Consider the following 26,092-nt stretch of genomic DNA (forward strand, 5'->3'; position numbering starts at 1 on the left):
GCGCCTCGTTAAAGATTACGAACGCTATGCCGAAACACTCGCAGGACTTCATGTCGTCGCCTTCGCCTGCCTCATGATGAAGCAGGCTACCGCACTCGCCGCAGGTTCATAACAGCCTCTAGCTTGGATCGGCACGAGGTATACGGCATCATAGCGCTCTCCGAGGAGCTTTATGGCAATCGATGGGATTTGATCGAGCCGGTTACCACCGTCGGAACGGTCATCGGGCCTAACGTACGATTTTGACCACACTCTTACCCGACCCCGGGAGTCGCTACCAGACAGTGAAAAGCCCGAACCACTTAAGCAGGTAATAAGTATGACACCGCAGTTCTACTGCCCGACTTCTTTCGCGGCCTTGTCGGCTTCCGCACAAACGGTCTTGGCAAAGCCTTCTAGCCCTGTTTCCTCCGCCGGCTTGTTCATGATTGCGCGCGTGCTTTGCACCATCGCGATGTTGCTCTTTGCGTGCTCGCACGCGCCGGCTGTGTACGTGGCATAATCGACCTTCGCCTTTCGATCCTTTTCCGCTTGGCTTTCGCAGCCTGTCAGCAGGCACGCCGACGTCAATATTAGAGCAGCCCTGTTCATCGCACCCCACTGTTTACAGGCTTCCGCATATGGCGGATCGTCCCCTCTTCTAACCCTCAACATGAAGAAGGACAGGGATCACACACGGACCGAATCGTCGCCATCAATTCGGCCTTTTCACGGCAGCTATCGACCAAGGCGACGCCGAGAAGCATTTTCCTGTTTCACGCACTCTTCCAGAATCATGTATGAACCGCCGGCTGCTTGCGCGACACGATCACAGTAATTTGAAGGGGTTGACGGCGCGGGCTCTGATTCCGGCCCTGCAACTCGCTGTAGAAGTTCAAAGTACTGGAGATCGGCAAAGCAATTATCCAGATTTTCCGCATCCCCCGAGCCAAGGGCTTTGTAGATAGCCCAGCACTTTTTAATTTGCTTTGGTCTATACTTCGTTGGTGTATCATCATCCAATGAAAAAAGGGCGGTATCGACGCTAGCGATTGCGGTAGACTGCATTAAAGTACAATGACTTATGTCGGTATATAGATCGGGGATCGCTGCGTAATCCAGTCGCTTGCAATACTCGTTTGCACTCGCCTGCATTTTATCCGCCTGCGCTTTGGTCAGTTTTCTTAAAATTGCTGCAAATGGTGCCGGAAAATGTCGATCGGCTCCGGCGGGTTGCATTTGGGCGACAGCAGCGCACGGCATCACCGATAAAATGAGCGCCAAAAATAGCCGCATGTTTCCCCCCATTTTGCATGCAACGTGGGCTTTCCCCGTTTACCGGATGCCACGGCAAGGCCGAGTTATCAAACCTCCAACCGTTGAGGGCGAGCAAGTCGGCACAGCGGGTCGGTTCCGTGTCGATCCCCGCGAGCCGGTGCAACTACCTCGCCGGCTCAGCCTACGGGACTTCGATTAGGACGTTATTGTTCAGCTGAACCGGGTCGCATGGACCTGCGTCACCGGGACCGGTTGCCACGCGAGCTTGCGGACATTGCTGATCCGGTAGGGGCCGCCACCCTCGGGGGAGCGGAACACGATCTGCCGGCCGCGTCTGGCGACGATGAAGTCGCTGCCGGAATAGCCGTCCGTAAATACGATCGGCGCGCCGAAACGGATGCGCATGCCTTCGGTCATCGGCCGTGCGCTCAGGCGCAGGCTGGCGAGACAGCGGCGGCGCCACTGTAGCGCGTATTCGTTATCGGTCGGGGTGAGCAGCGACAGGATACGCTCGGGGCATTCGGCCTCGCACGGCCCCATGGTCTCGTCCATGTCCTTGTATCCGAAATGGAGGTTTTCGGCATCGCGCGGGTTCCAGCGCACCAGGCATACCACCGCGATAACCTCGCGGCCCTCGCCGTTCACGGTGACCTGGGCGGCGGCATAGTAGGTGCGCATGCCGACGACGGCGGAGGCCAGCACCCGCAGCCCCTTACGCCCTTCGGGGGTGTCGCGCTCGTAGGTGAACTGGGCGTCGAGATAGGCCTTGGGGGTCTCGTGTCCCCCCATGTGCCAGCGGCTCATCGATAGCCAACCCATGGTGGTGTTCCTTACTTCTGGAGCAAATGGTCAGGCGGCGAACACGATCGGTGCCGTGCCGGAGAGGCCGCGCAGGTAGGTGACCGCCTGTTCGGCCTTGGCGGCGGCAAGGAAGATCGCGGAGGTGTCGGTCCGCAGGACGCCCAGCCAATGGGCAAGATAGCCCGCATGGTCGTCACGCAGCCCGGCGGGCAGCCCCAGTTCGGCGCAGAGCATGGAGGCTCCAAGCTCGGCGATCAGCTCCTCGAACGCATAGGCCCGGTCGCCGAACTTCTTCCCGAACGTGCGGTCGAGGCGCGAGCGGGCACCCGACCAGTGCAGCGTCTCGTGCGCGCGGGTCGAGGCATAGTCGTCGCCCGAGCGGAAGTGCTGCGGCCGGGGGAGCTGGATGTAGTCGCCAAGCGGGCTGTAGAACGCCCGGTCACCGCCATGGCGGACCTCGGCGGGTATTTTCGCGAAGAAGGCGTCGATGCGACCCTGGCGCTCGGACAGCAGCAACGGTGTCGGCGGGATCTCGCGCGGATGATACCAGTCCGGCAGACCGTCGATATCGTCGGCGCTGTAGATGACATAGTGGCGCAGGAAGCGGATCAGCCGTCCGGGAGCGGTCCCGCCGCCGAGTGCCGGCTGACCGCCCTTGCGGAAGGTCGAGGCATAGACCGACAGGCTTGCCTCGGCCCCGGCGCGGACCCGTGCCCCCATCGTCTCGGCCTGCCGGCGGGTCATCCAGTAGCGACTGCGGACACCGCGCATGTCCCCGATCGCCCAAAGGTAGAGGCAGTTCACCCCCTGGTAGGGCGTGCCGTCGTGCCGGAGCGGCCGTCCGCCCTCGCCGGTGAGCGACCATGGCCGTTGCCAGGGCGCTGCCCCGGCTTCGATCCGGGCGATGATAGCGCGCGTCACCTCACCCGCAAGATCGCGGGGTCGCGGGGTCAAAGCGGACATGGAAGAGCCTCGCGTTTCGAAAAGTGGACCAGTCGCCGGTACCAAGCTCGTCCCATGGTGCCGGCGACGATCATGCGATGCCGATGCTATTCGGCGGCGATGGCCTCGTACCCGCCGTCGCTGTGGTCGTTCGCGACCACCCCGTCCTCGTTGTCGACCGGCAGGTCGGCGTCTTCCGGATCAGCCAGCAGGTCCCCGCCAACCAGATCGATATCGGCGGGCAGGTCGAGATCACCGGCGAGCAGGTCGTCGTCCGCCAGTTCGACATCCTCGGACGCCACGTCGGCCGGTGCCGGCAGATCGTCGTCGCCACCGATCGGCGTGTCGTCGAACCGCATCGCGGCGGGCAGCCAGGCGAGCGCCGCCTGCTTGACGTCGGCCTCGACGATCGCCTCGCCGGCGAACAGCTTGTGGCACGATGCCGAGACGTCCGGCTTCTTGGCGGCGGCATGGCGCGACGACAGGGCCGGGCCACCGACCTCGTGGAGCAGCGTCACCAGCGCGCCCTTGGGGACGCGGTCGAAGAAGTTCTCCGAGGTCGGGCGCCACCATGCCGCGACGTCGAGGTCGAGGTGGGTCGCGAGCCGGGCGTGCAGCCGGTTACGCTTGTTCGTGTAGCCTTCCTTGGCCTCCAGCGAGGTCGCCACCAGCCATGCCATCCACCCGAGCTTGGCGTCATCGGCGAGCGCGCGGAACGCCTCGAAGCGCACCAGGTCGTCGTCATGCTCGCACCATGCGGCATCGAGGCCGTCCCGCGCCTCATCGAGCAGCACCGCCCCCGGCGACGACGGCATCGCCGAGCGCGCGACCGGGTCCTGCGGCAGGCCCGCCCGGATGCTGCTACCCGAGCGCGCCCCGCCGTTCTCGCGGCCGTCGGCCATCATGAAGAGCATATAGTCGAGCGACAGCGCCGGGTCGGCGAGAAGGGCTGCCCCCAGAACGTCGCGCCGCTGGACCGCCAGCTGGTCCTGCAGCGTCTGGCTCAGCGCCTTGCCACCGGGGGCCGCGGCGACCGGGTCCACGGCCTGGGTCTTGTCGGGCGACACCGGACCTTCCTCGATCCGCCACGTCGGCGCGGCTGCGGTTTCGTCGCCGGTCGTTGCCGCATCATCGTCATCCTGTCCGTCCTGTCCCTCGCTCCGATCCTCCTGTACCACCGCATGCACGCGCAGCGGGGTCTCGCTGTAGTAGCCGTCGTCGACCACCATCTTCCCCTCGCGCGAGAGGGTGAGAAAAGTGCCGAGCCGGCCGCGCAGCTCGTTGGGCAGGATGCGCGGGCACGCGCTGACCACCTCACGCTCAGCAGTCAGGGTCTCGATCTCGTTCTCCAGCTCGTCCCAGCGGGTGTCCTCGATGTCCTCGCCGTTCATCTCGCCGGCGATCGCGTCGATCCGCAGGTCGATCTCCTCCACCCGGGCACGGGCTTCGCTGGACATGGGCTGGCGCGGCAGATGGACACGGTGCATCTCGCGCGCCGCTTCCCACGAGCTCAGCGCCGCGATCGGGCGGATCCACGCGAGGCCCAGTTCCTCGCCGATCCGTTTGGCCTCGGCCTCCATCATCGTGGCGGCGAGGCGCTGCGCGATCTCGGTGTCGAGCCACTTGTCGCCGCCTTCGCTGAAGAAGTCGCGATCGATCCGCCCGCCTGCCGCGACATAGGCGTCGGGGCCGACCAGCAGTGCGACCGGCTCATTCGCGCGCAGCGCCTCGTTGGCGATGACGCGGCGGACGGTATCGGCGCTGGCATGGGTGTTGCGGCCATAGCCCTCCCAGACGGCGAGCTGGCGCTCGTGACTGGCGGTCGAGGCGTAGGCCTTGGCCATGTCGAGGGTGATGGTGCCGTTCGCCAGCGCGTCGAAGATCGGCTCGGCGAGCCCCGCGAGGCGGAGGCGTCCTTCGATGAACCGCATCGTGACGCCGAACCGCTTGGCCACCGCCGCGACATCGCCGCTGTCACCGAGGAAGTGCTGGAATGCGCGGCACTCGTCTGCGGGCGACATATCGAGCCGCTCGAAGTTCTCGACGGTCGACATCTCGGTCAGTGCGGCGTCATCGCCGTTCAGCACCTTGACCGGCACGTCATAGTCCTCGGCGACGATGATCCCCCGCTCGACCATCAGCATCAGCGCGCGGTAGCGGCGACTGCCGGCAATGACCGCGAAGCAGCCGCGCGGCTTGGTCAGCGGCGCGATCAGCAGGTTCTGGAGAATACCATTGGCCTCGACGCTGGCCATCATGCGCTCGATCAGATCATTGCCCGTCTTGCGCACGTTCTTTTCCGACAGCCGCAGCTTCGAGAGTTTGACGCTCTGGATCATGGGGGAAGGTTTCCTTCACTCTTGCCCGGCCATTTCCGGACACAATCCTTCCTTCCCCCTCTCTCTTTTCCGCATATGTGGTCGCGGATAGATCAAATCCCTTAGGGTTTCGGGCTATCAAGAGCAGAGCGATACGGGCTATACCTTGCGCGCCCGTTCATGCGGCCCACAATATTTACCTGGAAGATCTGATGACCACTGAAAGCAGCGCTGTCGAACTTGCTACCGAGCTGACCATCGCGTGGCTTGGCAACCCGAACACGCGGGTAGCCGCGGACGACGTGCCCGCCTTCCTGCAGTCGATGTACGCGACCGTCACCGCGCTTGGCGGCGAGACGCAAGAGGCGCCGGTCGAAGAGGCCCCCACCAAGTACGCCCCGGCGGTGTCGGTGCGCAAATCGCTCGCCAGCAAGGACCACATCATCAGCCTGATCGACGGCAAGCCGTACAAGACGCTGCGCCGGCACCTCTCGGGCCATGGGCTGACGCCGGACGAGTATCGCGCGCGCTATGGCCTGAAGGCCGACTACCCGATGGTCGCCGAGAGCTACAGCGAGAGCCGGCGCGACATGGCCAAGCGGATCGGTCTCGGCCGCAAGGCAGGTCAGACGAACGCGAAGGCGGCGGAGGACGCTGCGGCCGAGCCTGCGGGCAAGGCACCCAAGCGCGGACGCCTCGGCGCCAAGTTCACCGAGACGACCGACGCCTGATGTCCCTCAGCCGGTGGCGAGAACCCGTGCCAGCACGGCTTCGGCGTCATTGGCGGGGACGAAAACGCGGGTGCGGTACTGGATGATCTCGGTGAAGCAGCCGAGCGACTTCAGCCATGGCAGACGGGCAGCAGGGGCGTCGATCAGTTCGACCCGGTGCTGCCCGTTCACCAGCGCGCGCCGGATCGTCATCGCGAACGGCTGCGCGACTTCGATGTTCTGTCCCGACAGCACGGCGCGCGCGATCGCGGTCGGCGGCATCGCTCCAGCGCTGGCGAGGCCAAGCTTGCCGTAGAGCTGCACCAGATGCTGCTCGAACACGAGACGGCCGAGCCACGAGCGGCCCTCTTTGTCGACGATGCGGTTCACCGCCATGTGATCCGACGGCAGCGCCGACCAGATCGGCAGGAGCAAGCCGGTCGCCAAGCGGATCGTCTCCACGTCGGTCTGCTGCGCCGCCTCGGCGACCTCGGCCGCCCAGCATGCCTCGAATGTCGCCCGGTCGACGCGCTCCCACGCGCTCTCGAACAGATCGTCGGCGCGCATATATTCGCTCCGACAGGGGCGCTGCAGCTCGATACGCGGGATCGACAGTCCCTCGGCATCCATCCACGGGCGCGCCGACAGCCGCAGCGCCACCATGCCCGAGCGGGCGTTGCGCATCAGCGCGCCGCTCTTGCCCGCCTGGTCGGCGATCTTGAGGATGCGGGCGAGCGGGATCGGACTCTTGCGCCGCTCGATCTCGATCGTCAGCAGGTGCGACGTCGCCCCCGTGCCCGGGTCGGTGCGCAGCAGCCGGTCCTCGATCACGGTCGCACGGTCGACGAGGATGCTCTCGACCCCGACATCCAGGGTGCCGGCGTCGCGCGCGGCCGCGACGCGGGTCTCGACCAGCGCCAGGAACTCGTCGAAGATCGCGTTCTGCAGCGCGATCGGCAGCGCCAGCAGCCGGTTCAGCCACCGCTGGATCGGCGGCAGATCCTCGACCAGCACCCCGTCTGCGTCATGGAGGCGCAGCCCGGTGCGTCGCACGAAGTCGGCGAGGCTCGTGCTCTTGAGCTTGCCGTCGTTCAGGAGATGGAACCAGGTCACCAGCGCGGCCTTGGCGTAGCTGCTCTCGAGGTTGTCGGCCGGGTCGAACAGCCCCTGCCCGCCGGTCTGGCGTTGCCCGCGGGTGAGCGCCCCAAGGGTGTCGAGCCGCCGCGCGATCGTCGACGTGAACCGCAGCTCTCCCTTGCAGTCGGTGGTGACCGGGCGGAACAGCGGCGTCGAGGCCTGATGGGTACGGTGGGTGCGCCCCAGCCCCTGGATCGCACGGTCGGCACGCCACCCCGGCTCGAGGAGAAAATGGACTCGCTGCTGCCGGTTCGCCGCATCGAGGCTGGCGTGGTAGGAGCGTCCGGTCCCGCCGGCGTCGCTGAACGCGAGGATACGCTTGGTCCCGGCCATGAACGCCGCTGCCTCGACCTGCGCCGCGCGCGGGCTGCGGGTCTCGAGCTTCTGGCGACCGTCGCTCGAGGGTACGAGCCGCTTGGTCCGTCCGGTAACCTCGGCCACTTGGTCGGTGCCGAAATGGGCGATGATCGCATCGAGCGCCGACTGGATCGGCGGCAGCGCGCACAGCTGCTCGACCAGCGCGTCCCGCGCGGCCAGTGCCTCGGCATTATGGACCGGGTTGCCCGCGCTATCGACCATCGGTCGCGAGAAGCTGTTGTCGTTCTCGTCGCGATACGTCTCCATCTGGCGGGTCGGAAAGGCACGCATCAGATAGTCGATGACCGTCTCGATCGGGGAGAGCGAGAGGTCCGGTTCGGCCCGCTCCTCCGGGGTCATCGCGTCGAGCCGGCGGGTCAGGATCGATTCCGCCGTCGACACCAGCTGCATGACGACCGACTGCCCCGCCGCGAGGTGGCGCTCGGTCTCGGCGATCACCGAGGGCAGCTTCATCGACAGCAGGACCTGCCCGAAGAAGCGTTGCTTGGTGGACTCGAAGCGCGAGCGCGCCGATGCCTTGGCCCCGGCATTGAGGGTCCGGCCGCCCATCTCGTCGACGATCCCGGTGACCTGTAGCGCGGACTCCATGTCGGCGTGGATGATCGCCCACGCATCGGCGAAGGCATCGTAGATATCGACCTGGGCGGGGGTCAGCTCGTGACGCAGGACGTCATATTCGACGCCGGCGAAGCTGAGCGCCCGCGCGGTATAGAGGCCCAGAGCCTTCAGGTCGCGCGCAACCAGCTCCATCGCCGCGATACCGCCCTGACGGATCTCGGAGATGAATGCCTCGCGATCGGCGAACGCGGTCTCCGGCCCCCATAACCCCAGGCGGACGGCATAGGCCAGATTGTTGACCTCGGACGCCCCGGTCGCCGACGCATAGAGGACGCGGGCACCCGGTAGATGGTGCTGGAGGAGCACGCCGCAGATGCCCTGCTGGGATCCCTCCTTGGCGAAGATCGAGCCCTCACCGCCGGCGACGCCGCCCATCTCGTGCGCTTCGTCGAACGCCATGACGCCGTCGAAGTCGGGACCGGCCCATTCGACGATCTGGCGCAGCCGGGTCGCGTCGCCGCGCCCGGACCGCAGCATCGGGTAGGTGACAAACAGCACCCCCTCGTCGAGGGTGATGCGCCCGTCGATCTTCCACGTCGACAGCGGCACGACATCACCGCCCATGCCGCCGAGCGCCGACCAATCCCGCCGCGCGTCCTCCAGCAGCGGTTCGTTCCTCGTCACCCAGATGTGCCGGCGCCGCCCGGCAAGCCAGTTGTCGAGGATACAGGCGGCGACCTGGCGGCCCTTGCCGGCACCCGTGCCGTCGCCGAGGAAGAAGCCCTTGCGATACGATCTTCCCTCGGGATCGAGCGTCAGCGCGACGCCCTTATCGGCGACGCGGAAGGTGCCAGGCAGGAACTGCGACCACGCATGGCCGGCATAGACCACCGTCTCGAGCTGCGACGACGACAGCAAGCGGTCGGTGACGGTGCGCTCGGGCAGACGCACGACATGGCCCGGCACGGGTGCCGGGATAGAGCCCATCGCCACCGATTCCACCAGCGCGGTCGGATGCTCGCCCGCCGTCTCGAAGCGGATACGGCTTGGCCGGTAGGGGAGATAGACGCCGACCTGATCGCCGAGCGGCGCGGGCGTCTCGAGGGCGGCGTACCCGACCGGCAGGACCTTGTTGCGCTCAGGTGCGCGGAAGGTCCGCGGAGCGACCGCCGGAGCGGATCGTGCTGCGCCGAAGAGCGAGGCGACCGGCTTCCGCGAGGTTGCAACGGCGTTCGTGCTTTCGAGGAGAATATCGGCTCGCGCCGGTACGCTCAGATCGGGCAGGAAGGCCGCGACAGTGTCGTGCGCGATGGTGGCTGTCATGGTGTCGCCGGCCACCTTGTCGATGACATAGAGCCGCACGGCGATCCCGGTCCCGTGCTTGGCGTAGCAGCCATCGAGGCGCAGCGCGGTACGGACGGTCGTGCCGGCCAGCACCTTGTCCCAGGTCGCACGCATCCGGGGCGACGGGGCGAAGCGATCCGGCATGATCGCCACCGCCCGCCCGCCGGGACGCAGGCGACGCAGGGCTGCGAGCAGGTGGCGCTCGGCCGCCAGCGGGTCCTCAACCCCGCCGGCGCCGCGTGAGAAGGGCGGGTTCATCAGCACCACCGACGGGCGCGGAAGGTGGGCGTGATGCGCCACCAGCGCCGCGCCATCGTGGTCGGTGATAAGGGTGCCCGGAAAGATGTCGGCGAGGCGTGCGCGGCGCTGGGGGTCGATCTCGTTCAGCTGCAAGCCCGCGCACGCCGGAGCCTGGGCGACCAGTAGCCCGTTACCGGCGCTCGGTTCGAGGATCACGTCGTCGGCCCTGACCCCGGCCAGCGCCACGGCCAATGCAGCGATGTCGGCGGGGGTGCTGAATTGCTGAAGGTCGATCTGCTGTTCGCTCCGCACCGTCTGGGTCGGCAGCCGCTCCATCAGCGCGATCGCGTTCGCGACGTCGTCCAGCCCCGCCACCGGCATGGTGCGCAGGTGCAGCGCGAGCGCATGTTCGAGCATGTCGAAGCTGTCGCGCTGGCTCCAGTCGCCGTCAGCGTCGCTGCCGCCGACGGCGGCCCGCATCGCCGCGTTCAGATCGGCGCGGGAGACCGGCGCGCTGGTCGAGAGCAGATCCCGCAGCCGGTGCGCGGCAACCAGTGCCGGTGCGGGGGTATCGAACAGGTCGGACATGGCAGGATCCTTTTTGGGCCACTGCCGACATCCGACAGCTCACCCTGCCGCTTTCCCCCTCTCCTCTTGCGCCGCGAGCACCTCGGCCCAGTCCTTGAACCCCGCTGGCGGGTAGTCGACACGAATGATCCGCTGGTCCGAACAATAGCGCCGGATCGCCTTCACCACCGCGGCGCGTCCCTCGGCGTCGCGGTCCGCCGCAAGGGTGAGGGTCGTCACGCTGTCCGGCAGTTCGATCAGATCGAAGCGGCGGGTGCCGAAGGTCGACCAGCAGGGAATGCCCTTCAGTCGCTCGTAGGCGCGGGCACTCTCGAACCCCTCGGCAAACGCGATGGTCGCCGTGACGCCAGCGCCGCGCCATGCACCGCCACCCAGGGTCCCGAGCGTCGCTTTTTCGGTATAGCCGCTACCGTCGGGTTTGAGGAAAATCCGCTGGAACGCGACCAGACGGTTGCCCTCCCGAACCCCGACCAGCAGCGCGGGCAGAAACCTGGTCAGCGGCTTCGCTCCGAGCGGACAGCGTGGATGAAACCGAAGATCCTCGACCGCCGGGAGCAAATACCGTGCGGCGAGATACCGTTCGGCCAGCGTACCGCGGACGTCACGAGCTTCGTCCCAGAGGCGTTCGATGTTAGCCGTACCAGCGACGTGGACCGGGACCGCCGGCGGTGGTCGGCCTGATAAGGCCAAGTCGTCTATCGCGCGCAACACGTCGACCGGGTCGCAGCCGGCGAAGCAGGTGACGAGGATGCCACGGTCGCCCTGTCGGAGCGACAGGCTTGGCGTGTTGTCAGCATGGACGGGGCAGCGGCACATTGCGGTGTAGCCGGTCCAGGTGCCGCCAAGCGCATCGACGATGGCGCGGAGGTGGGGTTCGGGGGAACGGGCGATAACGGGCATCGAAAAGGCTCCATCGGCGACGGGTAGGCCAGCCTGAAAGGCCGGCCCGCCTGTCCGTCAGTGTTGGGTCGCCGCGACACGGACGATCGCATGGGTCGCCTGCATCTGCGCAGCCCACCACGCGATCGCGTCGTCATCACTCGTCCATTCGCGGTTCTGCGGCCAGTCCTTACGAACCTGGTCGACCAGCGCGGTGAGCGCACTTTGCTCCGTTGGATGTTGTTCGGCATGGTCGTTGCAACCGGGGCGACGGATGAACAGGATATAGCGAGGCATATCGCGCCTGACTTTCGAGAAGATGCGAATGCGGACCGGCGCTCGCGTGCGGAAGCACGGAAGTCATTTCCGGCTCGCCTCTCCCGCTCCCTCTTTTCTCTCAACCATCATGCGCCGACGAAGCTGGAGCATGGACCGAGACCGAGCGTTTATCGTTCGTGAGGCATTATGTGGGACGGTTAAGCGCTTCAAACGGTAGATCGGTGACCGATTACCTAAATCGTATCCGATTTGAACCGATTGTCTGGAGGCCGACGGAATGAACCAGTTCACACCGGTCGAGATCGCCAACTGGATCGCCGTCTACGTCGCGGCCGGGCTGTGCTGCTCGATCGCAATGGTGCTGTCGGTGACGGTGACCATCCATGGCGCATGGCAGGACTGTGTCTGGCAGCAAGCCACCAGTGTCCGAGGGGCGGTGCTGTTCCTGCCCAGGCTCTGGTGAAGGTGGCAGCGGCTGTACCTACTTTCGACCCCGGTAACGCTCGGGGTGGTCGGTGCGTTCGCGGCTTCGCTGACCTGGTAAGGCAGATCGTTCGATCCGCGTCGAAACGGATCGATTATCAGCGCCGAAATAGCCGAATTGGAGCTTGTTTGACCGCCATTCCTGCCCATGCGGCGGGGTTGACAAGTTTCTCGCCAACCCATTCCCCTGCTTCCCAAAGGGTCGGGGAAGGGCGAAAATGCGAGATCGAGCGGTTTTGGCGATAGCAACCAGCGTTACGTTGGTACCTGTCATGGCGTCGGCGAACCCGAAACCGCCGGTCAGGCGGGTCGAATTGATCGCGATGACCTCGGCGCCGTCTCCAGCGGTCGACCCCGTGTCCACCGGCGAGCCGGCTGCATTCCGCGAGCACGACCTGAGCCGGCGGTACGTCGAGTTTCGGATGTCACAGGCTTTCGCGGAGGCACCCGTAGCGACCGAGAACACCGCGCGGTTCGCCGCTGTGGCGGCCCCGCGGGTTGCGGCGCTGTCGGCGATCGTCGCCCCGGCCTGGATGCACGTAGGTACGGTCGCCCAACCGGCTGCCTTCGTCCCCGGTTGCACGCCGCTGGCATGGCACCCGAGCGGCTTCCTCGACCGTGCAACGGAGGGGCGACGTGCCGCCTATTTCGGCATGATGAGCGCGGTCGCGTGTGAATATGGCATACCGGTCGGGCTGTTCGACGCGATGATCCTCCGCGAGAGCGGGTATAACTCGCTGGCGATGTCGCCGAAGAACGCCTTCGGGCTGGCGCAGCTGATGCCTGCCACTGCGCAGGGGTTGGGGGTCGATCGGTATGATCCGGGCCAGAACCTTCGCGGCGGTGCGCGCTATCTGCGCCAGCAGCTCGACCGGTTCGGGCAAATCCATCTGGCGCTTGCCGCATATAACGCCGGACCGGGCCGGGTTCGCGGCGGGGCCGTTCCAGCGATCCCGGAGACGCGTGCCTATGTCGCGAACATTTTGACCAACTGGACGCGCATGGCCACAGGGCCGCAAAGTGCCGCTGTGCCCGTTCGTGCGCCTACCGCGCGACCGATGTCGAGCGTGACCTCCTTCTAAATGAGACGCCACGTTCTGTCCGACGTTTCATCGAACGAGCGCGATGTGAAGCACGCAGCGAAAGCCGCTTGATCCCGTCGGGGAGCATTCGCGCCGGCTTAGCCGGCGCGTCCGACATCTCATCTTTCGGCGATGTTCGTTTGTCGCGTGATGTTTTCTGTTTTTCGTCGGCAGGCGTGACCTGTTGGCCGGCTAGGCCAACTCTACTCGCCCATTACTATATGACTCCGGTAGCGGTTGAGGATCATTTTGATACTCACGCTCACGCTGGTCGACCGCAGCGCCGAGCTTCGCCAGCATCTTGCCGAGTTGGCCGCCAACCGTCACTTCCGCCAACTCGCGGCACGATAGCGACGCCATCATCCCCCCAAGCTCGCCCGCATGGTCGGCACGGCGCTGTACCTCATCGGCGGGCAGCGGTGCGGGCCGCATCCAGCGCGGGAGATAGGACAGGACACGCGAGGGCAGCAGCGGACGATAGGCGTTCGAGGTCTGCTCGTACCGAGGCCCCGGCCCTTCAGCCTTCACGCGAACGAACCGGCGCTGCCGGACAAGGAAGCCGATGGCTTCGAGCACCTTCAGGGCTCGAGCGACGGTAGCACGCCCCAGCGCCGTGGCCTTCGTAAGGTGGTCGTAGCTTGGATACACCCTGCCACGGTTCAGTCGGCTGAGGGTCAGGATCTCCTCATAGACCCGCACTGCCCCTGCGGTCAGGCGCGCGATGATGCGCTCGGACGCACTCAACGATCTCGCTGCGGTGCGTTCGTCGCGGCGCAGCCGCTTGGCCGCATCCAGCGTCCGGCGTGCGACGTGCAGCAGCCGGTCGGTCTCCCCTTTGGCTGGCACCGCGAAGAACGTCTCCTCGAACGTCCCGGCCTCGATGCTGTCGCGGAGCACCGGCGCGCCGGTGCCATGGCGCGCACCCGACTTCGCCGGGGCGCGACGCAGCGTCATCCCGGCGATCGCGGCCAAAGCCGCGCTCCCTATCGTTACCCCCATTCACCTTCCTCCATACGGAGGCCGGGACCAGGCAAAAAGATTCCGTGGCGCGAAACGCGCATCCTTGAACCGCAGTTCATTCCGGATTATATGGAGGGCACCAGTAAGGATGCCGGATCGATGTTTGGCGACATCGCTCCATCTAACCCTGGGATGCCCGGCCTTCGTGCCGGGCTTTCCTTTATGTGGTCACAGCCGAATCCTCATCACGTGTTCGCCCGACCGATTGGGCGATGTCACCGTGCCCCAATTCATGGCCGGCCGAAATGACATTGATTCGTGTTATCGACGACACCAGCGGATAAAGATTCGTGCTATCGATGACACCTGCTCGGTCCATTCGTGTTATTGACGACACCCGTAGGCGGCCGCGATTCCAATCAAGCAAGCGTCTCGGCAGTGATAGAAGCTTGGCGCTCGGGTACGATTCTGACGAGTTCCAGTGCTACTTTCCCATTGGACGTTGCAGACGGTTCAATAGAAAAGCGATATCCAGGAATTGAATTCCGTTCCGCAGCGTCCTTGACTTGCTGCTTAAAATGACGCGCAGAGCTTTGGTACCCGGTCTGTAGTTTGAGATCGCCTATGGTTATAAAAAGTTCACTCTCGGCGCAACAAGCTCTGGCAACTTCGTACAGCCTGCGCTCAACAGGGCTCAACTGAAAGTACGTTGGAGCATATTGTAGAACTTGCCTATCCCTCATTATGGCCCGGAATAGCCAATCGCAAAGACGGACTTTTACGGATTTCAAGCGCTTCTCGCCGGATTTTCCTCTACTATACTGCAACTTTGCGGATTCTAGCCAAGAGAAGAATCCTGTCTCGCCTTCGCCGCCAGTCTCTATATCAGTTTTTATTTGAGTTCCTTGAAGCCTTTCCAGCGCTTCAAACAACCTATTATACGACCTTGCTGATCCACTTACTCCTGTTACTCTAAATAAGTCATGAGCGGTAAAATGAAATTCTTGGGTTACTGCTTCGTTATTATCAAGCTTAGTGGCCATTATACTAGCGATATAGAGCAAAACCTCTTTATCGTAGATATTAGCAATTCCTTTCGGCCCTGGGCCCACCTCGATGGAAACCATATCGGTTTCATATTTCAACGGCGTCATCCAAGCTTGCTTGGTTAGGGCAAAGAACGGGTAAGCCATGAGGGATCGTTCGCCACGCACGCTACCGCGCAATGGGCTATCAAGAGCAAAAAGATCGCCTTGGATAACAGTGACATCGCTCATACCCAGTACCCGTTTCAGCTTGCGCTATCGTACACCAAACCGCACCTCCCTGTTCGGAGGAAATCCACCCTTACGAGCTGACTTTGTACGCGGGTAGAGGTGTCGTCGATAACACGAATCGAACCAGCTGACTAAGTGGCTGGCACAGAATGCGAGGTGTCGTCGATAACACGAATCTGCACACGCACCGGTCGCATAACAGGGATGTCGTCGATAACACGAATGCATTTATCGAAGCAGTATGCCTGTGTTCGCACCCCTTCAAAGGGCTGATCGTTCAGCACACTGGCTTACGGCGAATGCAGCCTTGCGCGGGTGACACCTTGCTCCATGTCGGCGTAAAGGGCTTCCTGCCGTTCAAAAAATCGACGCAGTTCGTAAGCCACCAGCTTTGCGACCCGTTTCCGCATAGCGTCAGCGTGTACGGTTTTACACGCGCCTATTTCAATCCCTTCTATAGATTGAATTTCGCTAGCTATCTCTGACACTAACCCGTTCAACATACTTGAAAGAAAAGGAAGCAGATTCAGCATATCTGCTCGCTCGGTGAGTAGTTCGCTGATCTCTTCCGATACAAGAGCATCATATCTACTCATACCAATAGCTTTTAAAATTCTGTTTAGCTCAGACGATCTGGCTTCATACCGTACGTTATGATTCTCAGAGAGAATCCTTTGGACACGGGCTCTATCAATACCAGTAGCGACTGCAATTTGACGCTTACTGATACGATTTTCTTTAGCGTACAATATGATTGTATCGACTAAGTTGGAATTATAATTCGCCTCGGGCGCTTTTCGATAAGCGCAGTCGGCTGCGAACGAATGCATCTTCTATCTCCGAAGGGAAGACTTCCGATAGATTCACCATTGATGCGTTGGCAACCTTTTATAAACAAATTCGTTCAATGAAATTTTATTTCGCACCCGGTTCAGTCCAAAATGGTTCCTTTTCGTTGCTATCTTGCTTGGGACAAAATATTTCCTAACCGTTCCCTGTCAAAAATCGAAATGTCCCACTCCCAATGGAAATGCATTTTCCGATTGCGGTGCAAAAATGAGTCGGCGTGACTCATGCTTGTGTCATCTGGATCAAATATGATCTAGCACACTATCCTTTTGAGGAAATACAGGCATAACTTTAAGGAGGAATTCATAGAACTGCCACGCAGACTGTTGATATTTGAGATACGCCTAGACGGCAGGTTCGCATTAACTGCACTCTTCGAGCGGCGCGAAATTATTTGCGCTTTATTCCATCGAAGGGAAACTCCGAATGAAACCGAAGATCCTCGCGGGTAACCGCCGCGAAACCGCTGCCCTCGCGGCCGTCAGCATGGTTGCGGTCGCCGCGATGTGCGCCGGTCCGGCGTTCGCCGGCACCGACACCACCTTCAACACTGCGCTGACGCAGTTCACCAACTTCCTGTCCGGTTCGGGCGGCAAGGTCATCACCGTGCTGTCGCTCGCGGGCGGCATCGTCGGTCTGGCTTCGGGTCGTTTCTCGATCGGCCAGGTCGCGATCCCGGTCGGCGTGGGCGTCGGTGCCGGCACCGGTATCCCGATCGTCACCTCGACGGTCACGGGCACGATCTGATCGCCCGTGGGCCGGCGGTGTAGCAGCGCCGCCGGCCTCGCTTTCCGAGTGGGTCACTCCACCGGGAGGGATGATCCCGAGCCCATGCGGTCCTTTGGGACCGTATGGGTTTCTCGAAGGATACCCGCATGAAGAACACGTTCAAAGGCAACCGTCGCGAGACGATGGCACTCGCGGCCGTGAGCGTCGTCGGGGTGGCGGCGATGTGCGCGGGACCGGCATTCGCCGGGACCGACGCTACTTTCAATACCGCGCTCGCGAAGTTCACCGCCTTTCTCTCCGGATCGGGGGGCAAGATCATCACGGTGTTGTCGCTCGCGGGAGGCGTCATCGGGCTGGCCTCGGGCCGGTTCAGCGTCGGTCAGGTGGCGATCCCGGTCGGGGTCGGCGTCGGTGCCGGCACCGGCATCCCGATCGTCACGTCGACAGTGACAGGCACGATCTGATCGCCGGTCGCCGGGGTGCGGTGTAGCAGCACCGCGCCCCGGTGGCTCCCAGGAGGGTGGCGCACATGGACAAGTACACGATCCCGTCGCATCTCGATGACCCCGAACTCATCGGGTTCTGGACGATCGATGAGTTCCTCGCGATGGTGATCCCCTTCACCTGGGGGATCCTTACCCAGCATATCCTCATCGGCATCGCACTCGCGTTCGCGGGCTGGTGGGGACTAAAAAAAGCAAAAGCTGGGCGTGCGGAATCGTGGCTGATCCATCTGGCCTATTGGCACCTACCAGGCGGGTTTCCGTCGCTTCGGGCCACGCCACCCTCCTACCTCCGTCTGATGGTGGGCTGAGATGGACCTTTCCTATCAGCATACGCAGGGGCAGCGGATCCTGCGCCAGCGCAACATGCTCGGCATCGTCGCGGTCGTTCTGGCCGGCGCGGTGGCGCTGCTACTGCTTATGTCGGCGACCCGTAGCCGCGAGATCGTCCTGCAACCGGTCCTGCGCTCGCCGGTCACGGTGTCGAGCGCAGGCGTGTCGCGCGACTATCTCGAACAGATCACGCGCGATGTCGCACTGCTGACGCTCAACCGATCGCCGAACAGCCTCGACTATTGGATGGAATCGATCCTCGCGATCGTCTCGCCGCGCACGCAAGGCAAGGTGAAGGCCGACCTGCTCAAGATCGTCGACGAGCAACGCGGATCGAGTATCGCGCAGTTCTTCAACATCCAGTCGATGGAGATCGATACCGGCGCACTCCGCTCGCGGGTGACCGGCGAGATGACCACGATCGCGGGTCAGCAGGTCATCTCGCGCGAGCCGCGGACCTTCCGGTTCGACTGGGAATATTCGGGTCTGTCGCTGAAGCTCGTCGGCTTCGGCATGGAACGGCCCGCGGCAAAGGGAACCGCCGAATGACCGGCTATCTCGCGATCGGCAGCGCCATGCTCGGCACCGCGCTTGCCTCAAACGTGCGCTGCATGCTCTGGCGCATGACCGGTGGTGCGCTCATCTGCGCCGCTGCCGTCATGATCGCAGCCCCTGCGTCGGCAGCCACCGACCAGACGCTGCGGGTGTCGGACGGGGCACAGGTGCTGTGCAACGCATCGTCGAAGGATCTCACCCGCATCAGTCTCGTCGAGGACGCGTTCGCCGCGGTCTCCAAGATCAACTCGGGCGACCCGGCGAGCGACTTCAGCGTCGTCAACGAGCCGGTGCGCGGTGACATCTACCTTTCGGTACCGGAGGGCTATTCGCGCCCAACGCTGTCGTTCTTCGCCACGACCCGCCGGGGCTATGTCTACAAGTTCGTGTGCCGCCCCTTGGGCGACGAGGCGGTCCAGGTGTTCATCGCCAACCCCGCGATCCAGGCAGACGATGCCGAGGGCGCAGCCGCCAACCGGGTTGCCGCCGCACCGGCACCCGAGGACGCCGCGATCGAGCTGGTGCGTGCGATGTACGCCAACAAGGTGGCCGCACCCTATGAGATGCACCAGCGCTCGCTGCGCCCAGTGCATGTCGGTAATCTGAAGGTGCAGATGATCGCCGAATACCAAGGCGACACGCTGACCGGCCGCGTGCTGCGGATCGAGAACACCGGCACCACCGCGACCACGCTGACGGAGGCGACCGTCGCCCCAGCGAGCGCGCTCGCCGTTTCGATCGCCGAGCCGAACCTTGCGCCCGGCAAGGCCACCACCGCCTATCTCGTTTCCGCGAAGGGGAAGTAACCATGGCTCTGCGCAACCCCTTTTCGCGCAATCGCCCGAACCTCGATGCGCCGGAAGCAACCGGCGCGCCTGATGCCGATGGTCTGGCGGCCAACACCGCCGTTCACCGCAAGCAGAAGCTGGTGATGGGTGGCATCGCCGGTGTCGGCCTGATTGCCACATCGTTCTGGATGTTCAGCGGCAGCGGGAACGGCACTGACACGGCAACCGGCACCAAGACCGGCGCTACCGACGTCGAGGTGTCGACCAGCGACATGGTCAACCGCAACCTCTCGGACAAGGAATGGCAGGCGGCATCAGAGAACCGCTTCCAGTCGGCGGAGAACCAGCTGAAGGCGGTCGGCGGCACCCAGACGCGCGTCGACGAACTGGCGGCACAGGTCGCGGCGCTACAGGCGCAGAACCACGGCATGGCCGCCGATGGCCAGCGGGTCCTGAGCGCCTATCAGACCGAAAACGAGCAACTGCGGCGCCAGATCAACGAGGCACCCACGCCTGCCGCACCGCCGCCCGGGCCGAGTGCGATGTACGGCCCCGGCGGGCCGAGTGCCTATCAGCCGTCGCAAGCGTCTGCGGCTGCGCCCGCCGCGCCCGCCCCGGTCCGAATCAACGAGGTAAAGCTGGTCTCGTTCGGCGAAGTCGGCGGCACCGCGACGCGGGTCGAGAAGGGCAACACGGTCTTCACCGACAGCGTCAACTATCTGCCGCCCAACAGCATCGCGACCGCCAAGGTCATCGTCGGGGTAGATGCGGCGGCGGGGGTCGGCAGCCAGACCGACCCGCTGCCGGTGGTGCTGCGGGTCACCGGTCCGGCGCGCTCGGTGTTCCAGAACGGCAAGCTCCTGACCACGCGTATCCAGGGGTGCCTCATCAACGGCGCGGCGCGCGGCGAGCTGTCGAGCGAGAAGGTCTATATCAAGCTGCAGAAGATGACCTGCCCGCAACCCGGCGGCCGGTACGCGGTCTCCGAGGTGAAGGGCTTCGTCGCGTTCGGCGGCAAGACCGGGGTGCGCGGGCGGGTGGTCAGCCGCGAAGGCTCGCTCATCAGCCAGGCATTCATGGCGGGGCTGGTCGGCGGGTTCGGTCGCGGCTTCTCGGCCAATTCGCAGCAATTCCTGACCGCGCCGACCGTCTCGGTCGGTGGCAAGCGCCAGCAACTGGGGCTCGGCGAAATCGCACAGGGGGGCCTAGGCGAAGGCGTCTCGCAGACCGGCGACATGGTCTCGAAATATCTGATCGAGCGCGCCGAACAGTATCAGCCCGTCATCGAGATGCCGACCGGCGTCGATGTCGAGATCATTTTCCTGGAGGGTGTCCATGTCCGCAACTGAGCGCAAGCTGTCGCGGCGCGTCCGGATCGGGATCGGTGCGGTGTGCCTGAGCGTGCTCGGCATCACCGGCGGCGCGCTCGCCACCGATCTCATCCAGCGCCCCGAGCGCAATGTCACCAAGCTGCTGAAGGAGCGTCTGCCCAAGACCACGCTCAGCAACGTCGATTGCACCAAAGTGGATGGATTGTGCGAGGTCACCGCCGGTTCGAACCTGTTCTACGTCGACCGCACGGGCCGGTACCTCGTCGTCGGGCGGATCTACGACATGGAGACGCGGCAGGACCTGACCGCCGCCCGCCTGCTGGAGATGAGCCCCGAAACCCTGATCGGCGGGGCCGCCAAGGCAGCCGCCGACAGCGAGGGTGACGCGCCGCCCGCCCCCGGTGCCGCGCGCACGACTGCGCCGGCCCCGGTGCGGTATCTGTCCCTCGACGGACTGCCCGCCTCGGGGGCAATCGCGTGGGGCAAGGCGAGCGGACCGACGGTCACGGTGTTCTCGGACTTCCGCTGCAGCTATTGCCGTGCGCTCACCAACACGCTGGCGACGATGAACGTGCGGGTGATCGAGCGGTCGATCTCGACGCTCGGCAGCCGCGATGTCGCCGACACCGTCTATTGCGCCAGGGACCGGGTGAAGGCGCTCCATGCTGCCTATGCCGGGGAGCCGGTCAGGGGGTCGGCGAAGTGCGACACCTCCGGCCTCGATGCCAACGAAGTATTTGCGCGCAAGCACGGCTTGCAGGGAACGCCGGTGATCGTGCGTGGCGACGGCGCGATGATCGAGGGCTATCGGCCCAGGGAGTTCCTCGAACGCTGGATCGTGGGAGGCCGGTCGTGACGCGCCGCTCCGTCACCCTGCTCCTGGTCGGCGGTGCCGCCCTGTCGGGCTGCGCCACGCTCGGCGGTAACGTGAAGGGCAGCTTCGCCTGCGTCGCACCCGAGGGCATCTGCGCGCCGTCGTCGGTGATCGACGATCGGGCGCTGGCGATGATCTCGGGCAATGACGGCGACCGGTTCATCCAGCCCGCCGGCCCCTATCCGGCACCCCAGCAGCAGGACCGTGCCTTCTTGGTCGCCGCAGGCGGCGCTGTGCGGACCGGCGAGAAGGTCCTGCGGATCGTGTTCCTCTCGCACATCGACGCGGCGGGACGGCTGCACGAGCAGTCCACCGTGCACGCGGTCGTCGATACCGGCAACTGGCGCCAGGCGAGCGCCGGGGAGGCTGTTGCGACGGATAACGTGAAGGTCGCCGAAGTGGCGACCGGTCCGACGTTACTGGCCGCGCTCGATGCCGCTGAAGCGGCACTGCCCGCCCCGGAGGCAGGCGATCCCGATCTGCCGAGTGCTGCCGCGATCGACGCCGCCCGCGCGGCCCGCCCGAGCGCGCACGTCCGCACGGCAACTGCCGACCCGATCGGCGCGATCAAGCGCGAAGTGGCGGGTACGCTCACTACGTCTCCCCGTCCGCGCGCGCTCCATGCCACTGCGCAACCTTCGCCTACGCCCGCACTCCCTGTCCGCCCGCTCTCCCCGAACGCAACCGTTCGGACGGTCGGTCCGGCAGCGACGCCCCTCAACGCTTCCGCGCTCTCTGCACCAAGGCCGCAGGGTTCGCCGACTGCGGCGACGATCATCCCGGCTTAGGCAAGCGCGGAGGGCCGGCAGGCCGTCGCAGCGATCGGCGCAAACCCGGCGATCCGGAGCGCTGCGGCCCGCATCGAACAGGATGCGCGGGCGGCAAAGCCCGCGCCCACGGTACGTTCCCCAGCCTTCCCCGGCGTCGACGGGGGTGAACGGTGAGCTTCTGGCGCTGGCTGCAGACCAACGTGCTGGGCGATACCAGCACGCCCGACAGCGCGCGTCCGACGACGGCGGTGCCGCGTCTCGTCCACTGGCTGCCCTATCGCAGCTACGACGCGAAGACGAAGCTGTTCTACAACACCGCCTCGCGCGGGTTCGTGCTCGACGTCGCCCCGCTGATCGGGGCGGACGAGCGGACCGCCGACATCCTCACCCAGTTCCTCTCGGACGGTATCCCGGCACCGAGCTGCCTCCAGTTCCATGGCTGGATGAGCCCGCGGGTCGGCGAGCCGCTCTCGCGCTGGTACGTGCCCCGCTACGCCGCAGGCGGGGTCTATGAGCGGATGGCGAAGCACCGCACCGCCTATCTGGTCGATGGCGTGTGGACGTCGCTCAGCAACGCCGCCCCCTTCATGCTGCGCCAGCACCGCGTCGCGATCTCGTTCGCGGCCCCATCGTCGGGCCGGGTGAGCGCGGAGGAGATCATCGCGGTCATGGAAGGCCTGATCTCGTCGCTGGAATCGATCGGGATCGCCGCACGGCCGATGGACCCGGCGCAGCTCATCGCCTGGATCGACGACATCACCTCGCCGACGACGGCGCCGGGCGACGATACCATCGGCTATAATCCGTTCGACCCTATCGCCGATCAGGCGGTACGGCATGACCTCGAAATGCGGATCGAACCCGACCGCATCCTGCTGCGGACCGAGCGCTTCCGCCCGACCGGCAAGGTGGTCGACGATGCGCCCGAGATCGGCGAGATCTACCCCGACACCTTCGACGTCCGGTCCTTCTCGGTACGCAACCTGCCCAAGCGCTGGGCACCGTGGGACATGGCCAAGCTCATCGGCGATATGTTCGCCGACAAGCTGCGCATGCCCTGCCCGATCTCGACCAACCTCTGTCTCGAGTTCACCGATGCGGAGAGCGAAAGTTCGCGCGCCGGGCGCAAGTTCATGCGCACCACCAGCCTCGGCGACAGCAAGTCGGCGCGGATGCTGCCGCAGCTGAAGGATCAGTCCGAGGAATGGCGCTTCGTCAAGGATGAGCTCGGTCAGGGCCGCAAGCTCGTACAGGGATTCTTTTCGGTTACCTCCTTCAGCCCCAAGGGCAAGGGCGACGCCAACGAGCGCATCCTGAAGTCGGTGTACCGGGCGGCGGGTTGGGACCTGCTCGACGACCGCTATCTCCAGATCCAGGGGCTGCTCGCCGCCATGCCGATGACGATGGCCAACGGGCTGTCGTTCGACCTGCGCAACATGAAGCGGCTGCGCACGATGCTGACCACGACAGCAGCGAGCCTCGCCCCGATCCAGGGCGAGTATCTCGGCGGCCCGGTCCCGCATCTCATGCTGATCGGCAGGCGCGGGCAACCGTTCTTCTGGTCGCCGTTCGAGAATGGCGCGGGCAACCACAATGTCGCGGTGTTCGGCAAGAGCGGCAGCGGCAAGTCGGTCGCGCTGCAGGAGCTGTGCTCCTCGCTCGTCGGTGCCGGCGCGCGGGTGGTCGTGATCGATGATGGCCGTTCGTTCGAGCATTCGGCGAAACTGCAGGGAGGCAGCTTCGTCGAGTTCACCATGGCCTCGGGCTTCTGCCTGAACCCGTTCTCGATGATCGACATGGCGCAGGTCGAGGCGGACCCGGACTATCTGGTCGACTGCCTCGCGATGCTGAAAGCCATCGTCAGTCAGATGGCCCGCTATATCGACAAGCTCGATGACCTCGAGCGCGGCCTGATCGACGGTGCGGTCAATTCGGTGTGGGCCGCCAAGGGCCGTGCCGGCGAGATCGACGACATCATCGCCGCGCTCGAGGAGACCGGCAACGAGGTCGCGATCAATCTCGGCATCTCGATGCGGCCCTTCTCGGGGAGCGGCACCTATGGCCGGTTCTTTCAGGGCGAGGTGTCGTTCCAGCTCTCGGCCGACCTGACCGTGTTCGAACTGTCGGACCTGTCGTCGCGCGAGGAGCTGCGTGCGGTCGCGCTGACCGCGATCATGTTCATGGCGCAACAGATGATGCGTCGCCTCGATCGCGGCATCCCCAAGGCACTGCTCCTCGATGAAGCGTGGCAGATGCTCAAGGGCGGCTCGATGGCCGACTTCATCGAGACCTACGCCCGTACCTGCCGCAAGTACGGCGCGAGCCTCGTAACCGCCACGCAGAGCCTCAACGACTATTACAAGTCGGACGGCAGCCGCGCGGCGCTCGAGAACAGCGACTGGTCGGTGATCCTCCAGCAGAAGGCGGAGACGATCGCCGACTTCAAGAAGCTCGGCCGCTTCGACATGGACGATCATACCGACGCGCTGCTGCGCTCGCTGAAGCGTCAGGGCGTCGAATATTCGGACGTGATGATTAAGGGGCCGGACACGCTGGCGGTCGGCCGCCTCGTCCTCGATCCCTATTCGGCAACCGTCTATTCGTCCTCGCCGCGCACCTTTGCCGCGATCCGCGAACTGGTCGCGCAAGGGCTGACAATGGACGCCGCGATCGAGCGCGTCGCCTACCCCCAGAACCCCGAGAAATGGAGCGACGCGGGAAGCGACGAACCGCTCCAGCTCGCAGCGGAGTGACCTCCATGTCGATCACCATCGAAGGCAACACCCTGGTCCGGCAAATCCATCGCCGTGGCACCACGCGGTTCCCGCGCGACCGGGGCTGGTGGCTGTACCTTGCCCTCCACTGGAGCGGTCTGCTCGCCTCGACGCTGCTGATGAGCTGGGGGGTCTTCGTTCTCTTCTTCCTCGTGATCGGCAGCTTCTCGCTCGACGGTGCGATGCTGCATCTCGACAACTTCGCCAGTCGCTACGTCGCGGCCGACGCGGACCGGCTTATGCGGTTCAAGGCGATGCTCGCGACCATCCATCTGGTCGTGTTCGCCACCATCCTGTTCCTGCGTCGCGGCTCCCTGATCCCGCGCGATCCGGCCCAGGGGGGCGTGCAGCGTGGCTGATCCGACCGTGAACCAGGCAGCGGATGACGTGCCGGCCCATACTGCCCCGGCTGTTCGCCATGCGCCCACCAAGGTCTTCGCAGGCCTGACCGCGCCGCAGCTGCTGCTCTGTGCGCTCGGTTTCGCGATCGCGGTCTGGGCGCTGTGGGTGACCCAGGCGGTACTGTACCCCAAGCAGACGCGGTTCGTACGCGCCGACCTGTCACGCATCGTCGGCGACTATGTGCAGGCGCAAGCGCGCAGCGCCGCCCCGCCCGATCGGGTGGAAGCCGAGATGCGCGGGTTCATGGGGGGCCTCGAACGCGAGATCACCCGGCGCGGCGCTACCGGCGAGGTGGTGCTGGTCGGCGAGGCAGTCCTGTCGAAGAACATCCCCGACGTGACGGCAAGCATCGCGAACGCGATCTATGCGTCCGGCGTACCCCGGCCACGGCCGGCGTCGGCGGCGCAGATGCAGCAGCAGATGCAGGCAGTCGAGGCGGCCCGTGCGACGGCTCCGACCACCATGCCGGTCTCGGTCGCCCCGGTGGGCGTGGCCGGTGCGCCGGTACAGGCGGGACCGTTCGGCGCGTCCGAACCGGCTCAGGCGGCGGCGGGCATGGCCCCGCCCACAGCGCAGTTGGTCCCCGGTGCCAGCGCGACGGTATTTGGAGGCAGCGATGGCAGCGGTCGTTGAAGCGACAGACCAGCGTTGGCGGCCACGCAAGCACCTGTGGGCCGCGGTCGCGCTGCTCATCGTCGGCGGTCTCGGCGTCAACGCGATCGCTGAGTGGCGCGACACCCACGGCGTGCTCATCAACAGCTCGGAATCGCTCCCGAACTGGATGTTCGTGATCCACAAGACGCATGTGCCCGCGCGCGGCGACTATGTGGGGGCACCTCAAGGTTTGTCATATGGACAGCGGCAGTCGGAACAAATGGTCAACAAAAGCCTGAGCGTTGCCGCAAAGTATATTAAGTTTCGTGGGTTTGTGAGGTTGGACGAGTTGGAAGT

At 64.7% G+C, this 26,092-nt stretch carries 25 protein-coding genes and 2 pseudogenes; 16 read left to right on the top strand and 11 right to left on the bottom strand.

The window, feature by feature from the left end; translation table 11 throughout:
* Positions 1 to 112: pseudogene (locus ABLE43_RS20965) on the top strand (IS5/IS1182 family transposase); the annotation flags it as partial.
* Positions 113 to 333: 221 nt separating this feature from the next.
* Here the strand turns inward: ABLE43_RS20965 and ABLE43_RS20970 are convergent.
* From ABLE43_RS20970 to ABLE43_RS20990, 5 genes are all read right to left on the bottom strand, one after another.
* The gene (locus tag ABLE43_RS20970) at positions 334 to 591 is read right to left on the bottom strand and encodes a hypothetical protein (protein WP_348980015.1); all 258 of its coding nucleotides are present in this window, start codon (positions 589 to 591) and stop codon (positions 334 to 336) included.
* A gap of 126 nt (positions 592 to 717) precedes the next feature.
* Complete coding sequence (locus ABLE43_RS20975; protein ID WP_348980016.1) at positions 718 to 1,275, bottom strand: hypothetical protein; 558 nt, start codon at positions 1,273 to 1,275, stop codon at positions 718 to 720.
* A 192-nt stretch (positions 1,276 to 1,467) separates the two neighbouring features.
* The gene (locus ABLE43_RS20980; RefSeq protein ID WP_348980017.1) at positions 1,468 to 2,061 is read right to left on the bottom strand and encodes a DUF6927 domain-containing protein; all 594 of its coding nucleotides are present in this window, start codon (positions 2,059 to 2,061) and stop codon (positions 1,468 to 1,470) included.
* A gap of 45 nt (positions 2,062 to 2,106) precedes the next feature.
* Positions 2,107 to 3,021, bottom strand: a complete 915-nt coding sequence (locus ABLE43_RS20985) for an ArdC family protein (protein WP_348980018.1) — start codon at positions 3,019 to 3,021, stop codon at positions 2,107 to 2,109.
* Between the two features lie 86 nt (positions 3,022 to 3,107).
* Complete coding sequence (locus ABLE43_RS20990; RefSeq protein WP_348980019.1) at positions 3,108 to 5,339, bottom strand: ParB/RepB/Spo0J family partition protein; 2,232 nt, start codon at positions 5,337 to 5,339, stop codon at positions 3,108 to 3,110.
* Positions 5,340 to 5,530: 191 nt separating this feature from the next.
* Between ABLE43_RS20990 and ABLE43_RS20995 the strand changes: the two genes are divergently transcribed.
* On the top strand, positions 5,531 to 6,049 hold the full coding sequence (locus ABLE43_RS20995; protein ID WP_348980020.1) for a Ros/MucR family transcriptional regulator: 519 nt from the start codon (positions 5,531 to 5,533) through the stop codon (positions 6,047 to 6,049).
* Positions 6,050 to 6,055: 6 nt separating this feature from the next.
* Here the strand turns inward: ABLE43_RS20995 and ABLE43_RS21000 are convergent, their stop codons facing one another.
* The 3 genes from ABLE43_RS21000 to ABLE43_RS21010 are packed head-to-tail and all read right to left on the bottom strand — an operon-like array spanning position 6,056 to position 11,449.
* Positions 6,056 to 10,273 (bottom strand): strawberry notch-like NTP hydrolase domain-containing protein, encoded by a 4,218-nt coding sequence (locus ABLE43_RS21000; protein WP_348980021.1) that lies wholly within the window; start codon positions 10,271 to 10,273, stop codon positions 6,056 to 6,058.
* Positions 10,274 to 10,312: 39 nt separating this feature from the next.
* Positions 10,313 to 11,173 (bottom strand): DUF7146 domain-containing protein, encoded by an 861-nt coding sequence (locus ABLE43_RS21005; RefSeq protein WP_348980022.1) that lies wholly within the window; start codon positions 11,171 to 11,173, stop codon positions 10,313 to 10,315.
* 57 nt (positions 11,174 to 11,230) lie between these two features.
* Entirely contained in the window at positions 11,231 to 11,449 is a 219-nt protein-coding gene (locus ABLE43_RS21010; protein ID WP_348980023.1) for a hypothetical protein, read from the bottom strand.
* 259 nt (positions 11,450 to 11,708) lie between these two features.
* Here ABLE43_RS21010 and ABLE43_RS21015 point away from each other — a divergent pair, with 259 nt between their 5' ends.
* The gene (locus ABLE43_RS21015) at positions 11,709 to 11,894 is read left to right on the top strand and encodes a hypothetical protein (protein ID WP_348980024.1); all 186 of its coding nucleotides are present in this window, start codon (positions 11,709 to 11,711) and stop codon (positions 11,892 to 11,894) included.
* A gap of 442 nt (positions 11,895 to 12,336) precedes the next feature.
* Positions 12,337 to 12,996 carry a lytic transglycosylase domain-containing protein gene (locus ABLE43_RS21020; RefSeq protein ID WP_348980025.1) on the top strand — a complete coding sequence of 220 codons (660 nt, stop codon included), beginning with the start codon at positions 12,337 to 12,339 and terminating at the stop codon, positions 12,994 to 12,996.
* 192 nt (positions 12,997 to 13,188) lie between these two features.
* Here the strand turns inward: ABLE43_RS21020 and ABLE43_RS21025 are convergent, their stop codons facing one another.
* From ABLE43_RS21025 to ABLE43_RS21035, 3 genes are all read right to left on the bottom strand, one after another.
* Positions 13,189 to 13,968: a helix-turn-helix domain-containing protein gene (locus ABLE43_RS21025; RefSeq protein ID WP_348980026.1), complete on the bottom strand. Its 780-nt coding sequence runs from the start codon at positions 13,966 to 13,968 to the stop codon at positions 13,189 to 13,191.
* A gap of 407 nt (positions 13,969 to 14,375) precedes the next feature.
* A complete protein-coding gene (locus ABLE43_RS21030; protein WP_348980027.1) occupies positions 14,376 to 15,233 on the bottom strand; it encodes a replication initiator protein A in 858 nt (285 codons plus the stop codon).
* 290 nt (positions 15,234 to 15,523) lie between these two features.
* Positions 15,524 to 16,063, bottom strand: coding sequence for a hypothetical protein (locus tag ABLE43_RS21035; protein WP_348980028.1), 540 nt, complete (start codon positions 16,061 to 16,063; stop codon positions 15,524 to 15,526).
* Positions 16,064 to 16,508: 445 nt separating this feature from the next.
* Between ABLE43_RS21035 and ABLE43_RS21040 the strand changes: the two genes are divergently transcribed.
* The 12 genes and pseudogenes from ABLE43_RS21040 to ABLE43_RS21095 all read left to right on the top strand — a co-directional run.
* A complete protein-coding gene (locus ABLE43_RS21040; RefSeq protein WP_348980029.1) occupies positions 16,509 to 16,829 on the top strand; it encodes a TrbC/VirB2 family protein in 321 nt (106 codons plus the stop codon).
* A 164-nt stretch (positions 16,830 to 16,993) separates the two neighbouring features.
* Positions 16,994 to 17,275 carry a hypothetical protein gene (locus ABLE43_RS21045; RefSeq protein ID WP_425475300.1) on the top strand — a complete coding sequence of 94 codons (282 nt, stop codon included), beginning with the start codon at positions 16,994 to 16,996 and terminating at the stop codon, positions 17,273 to 17,275.
* Positions 17,276 to 17,340: 65 nt separating this feature from the next.
* The gene (gene traL, locus ABLE43_RS21050; protein WP_348980031.1) at positions 17,341 to 17,625 is read left to right on the top strand and encodes a type IV conjugative transfer system protein TraL; all 285 of its coding nucleotides are present in this window, start codon (positions 17,341 to 17,343) and stop codon (positions 17,623 to 17,625) included.
* A 1-nt stretch (position 17,626) separates the two neighbouring features.
* Positions 17,627 to 18,196 (top strand): type IV conjugative transfer system protein TraE, encoded by a 570-nt coding sequence (locus tag ABLE43_RS21055; protein WP_348980032.1) that lies wholly within the window; start codon positions 17,627 to 17,629, stop codon positions 18,194 to 18,196.
* Positions 18,193 to 19,008: a type-F conjugative transfer system secretin TraK gene (locus ABLE43_RS21060; protein ID WP_348980033.1), complete on the top strand. Its 816-nt coding sequence runs from the start codon at positions 18,193 to 18,195 to the stop codon at positions 19,006 to 19,008. The genes ABLE43_RS21055 and ABLE43_RS21060 overlap by 4 nt, the downstream gene beginning before the upstream one ends.
* Positions 19,009 to 19,010: 2 nt before the next feature.
* Complete coding sequence (locus ABLE43_RS21065; protein WP_348980034.1) at positions 19,011 to 20,339, top strand: TraB/VirB10 family protein; 1,329 nt, start codon at positions 19,011 to 19,013, stop codon at positions 20,337 to 20,339.
* Positions 20,326 to 21,177 carry a DsbC family protein gene (locus ABLE43_RS21070; protein ID WP_348980035.1) on the top strand — a complete coding sequence of 284 codons (852 nt, stop codon included), beginning with the start codon at positions 20,326 to 20,328 and terminating at the stop codon, positions 21,175 to 21,177. Before ABLE43_RS21065 ends, ABLE43_RS21070 begins: the two co-directional genes overlap by 14 nt.
* A complete protein-coding gene (locus ABLE43_RS21075; protein WP_348980036.1) occupies positions 21,174 to 21,983 on the top strand; it encodes a TraV family lipoprotein in 810 nt (269 codons plus the stop codon). The genes ABLE43_RS21070 and ABLE43_RS21075 overlap by 4 nt, the downstream gene beginning before the upstream one ends.
* 152 nt (positions 21,984 to 22,135) lie before the next feature.
* Complete coding sequence (gene traC, locus ABLE43_RS21080) at positions 22,136 to 24,718, top strand: type IV secretion system protein TraC (RefSeq protein ID WP_348980037.1); 2,583 nt, start codon at positions 22,136 to 22,138, stop codon at positions 24,716 to 24,718.
* 5 nt (positions 24,719 to 24,723) lie between these two features.
* Positions 24,724 to 25,098 carry a hypothetical protein gene (locus ABLE43_RS21085; protein WP_348980038.1) on the top strand — a complete coding sequence of 125 codons (375 nt, stop codon included), beginning with the start codon at positions 24,724 to 24,726 and terminating at the stop codon, positions 25,096 to 25,098.
* Positions 25,091 to 25,774 carry a TrbI F-type domain-containing protein gene (locus ABLE43_RS21090; RefSeq protein ID WP_348980039.1) on the top strand — a complete coding sequence of 228 codons (684 nt, stop codon included), beginning with the start codon at positions 25,091 to 25,093 and terminating at the stop codon, positions 25,772 to 25,774. The genes ABLE43_RS21085 and ABLE43_RS21090 overlap by 8 nt, the downstream gene beginning before the upstream one ends.
* Positions 25,758 to 26,092: pseudogene (locus ABLE43_RS21095) on the top strand (hypothetical protein); the annotation flags it as partial. The gene ABLE43_RS21090 and the pseudogene ABLE43_RS21095, both read left to right, overlap by 17 nt.

The organism is Sphingomonas silueang (assembly GCF_040049155.1).
GTDB classification, from domain to species: domain Bacteria; phylum Pseudomonadota; class Alphaproteobacteria; order Sphingomonadales; family Sphingomonadaceae; genus Sphingomonas; species Sphingomonas silueang.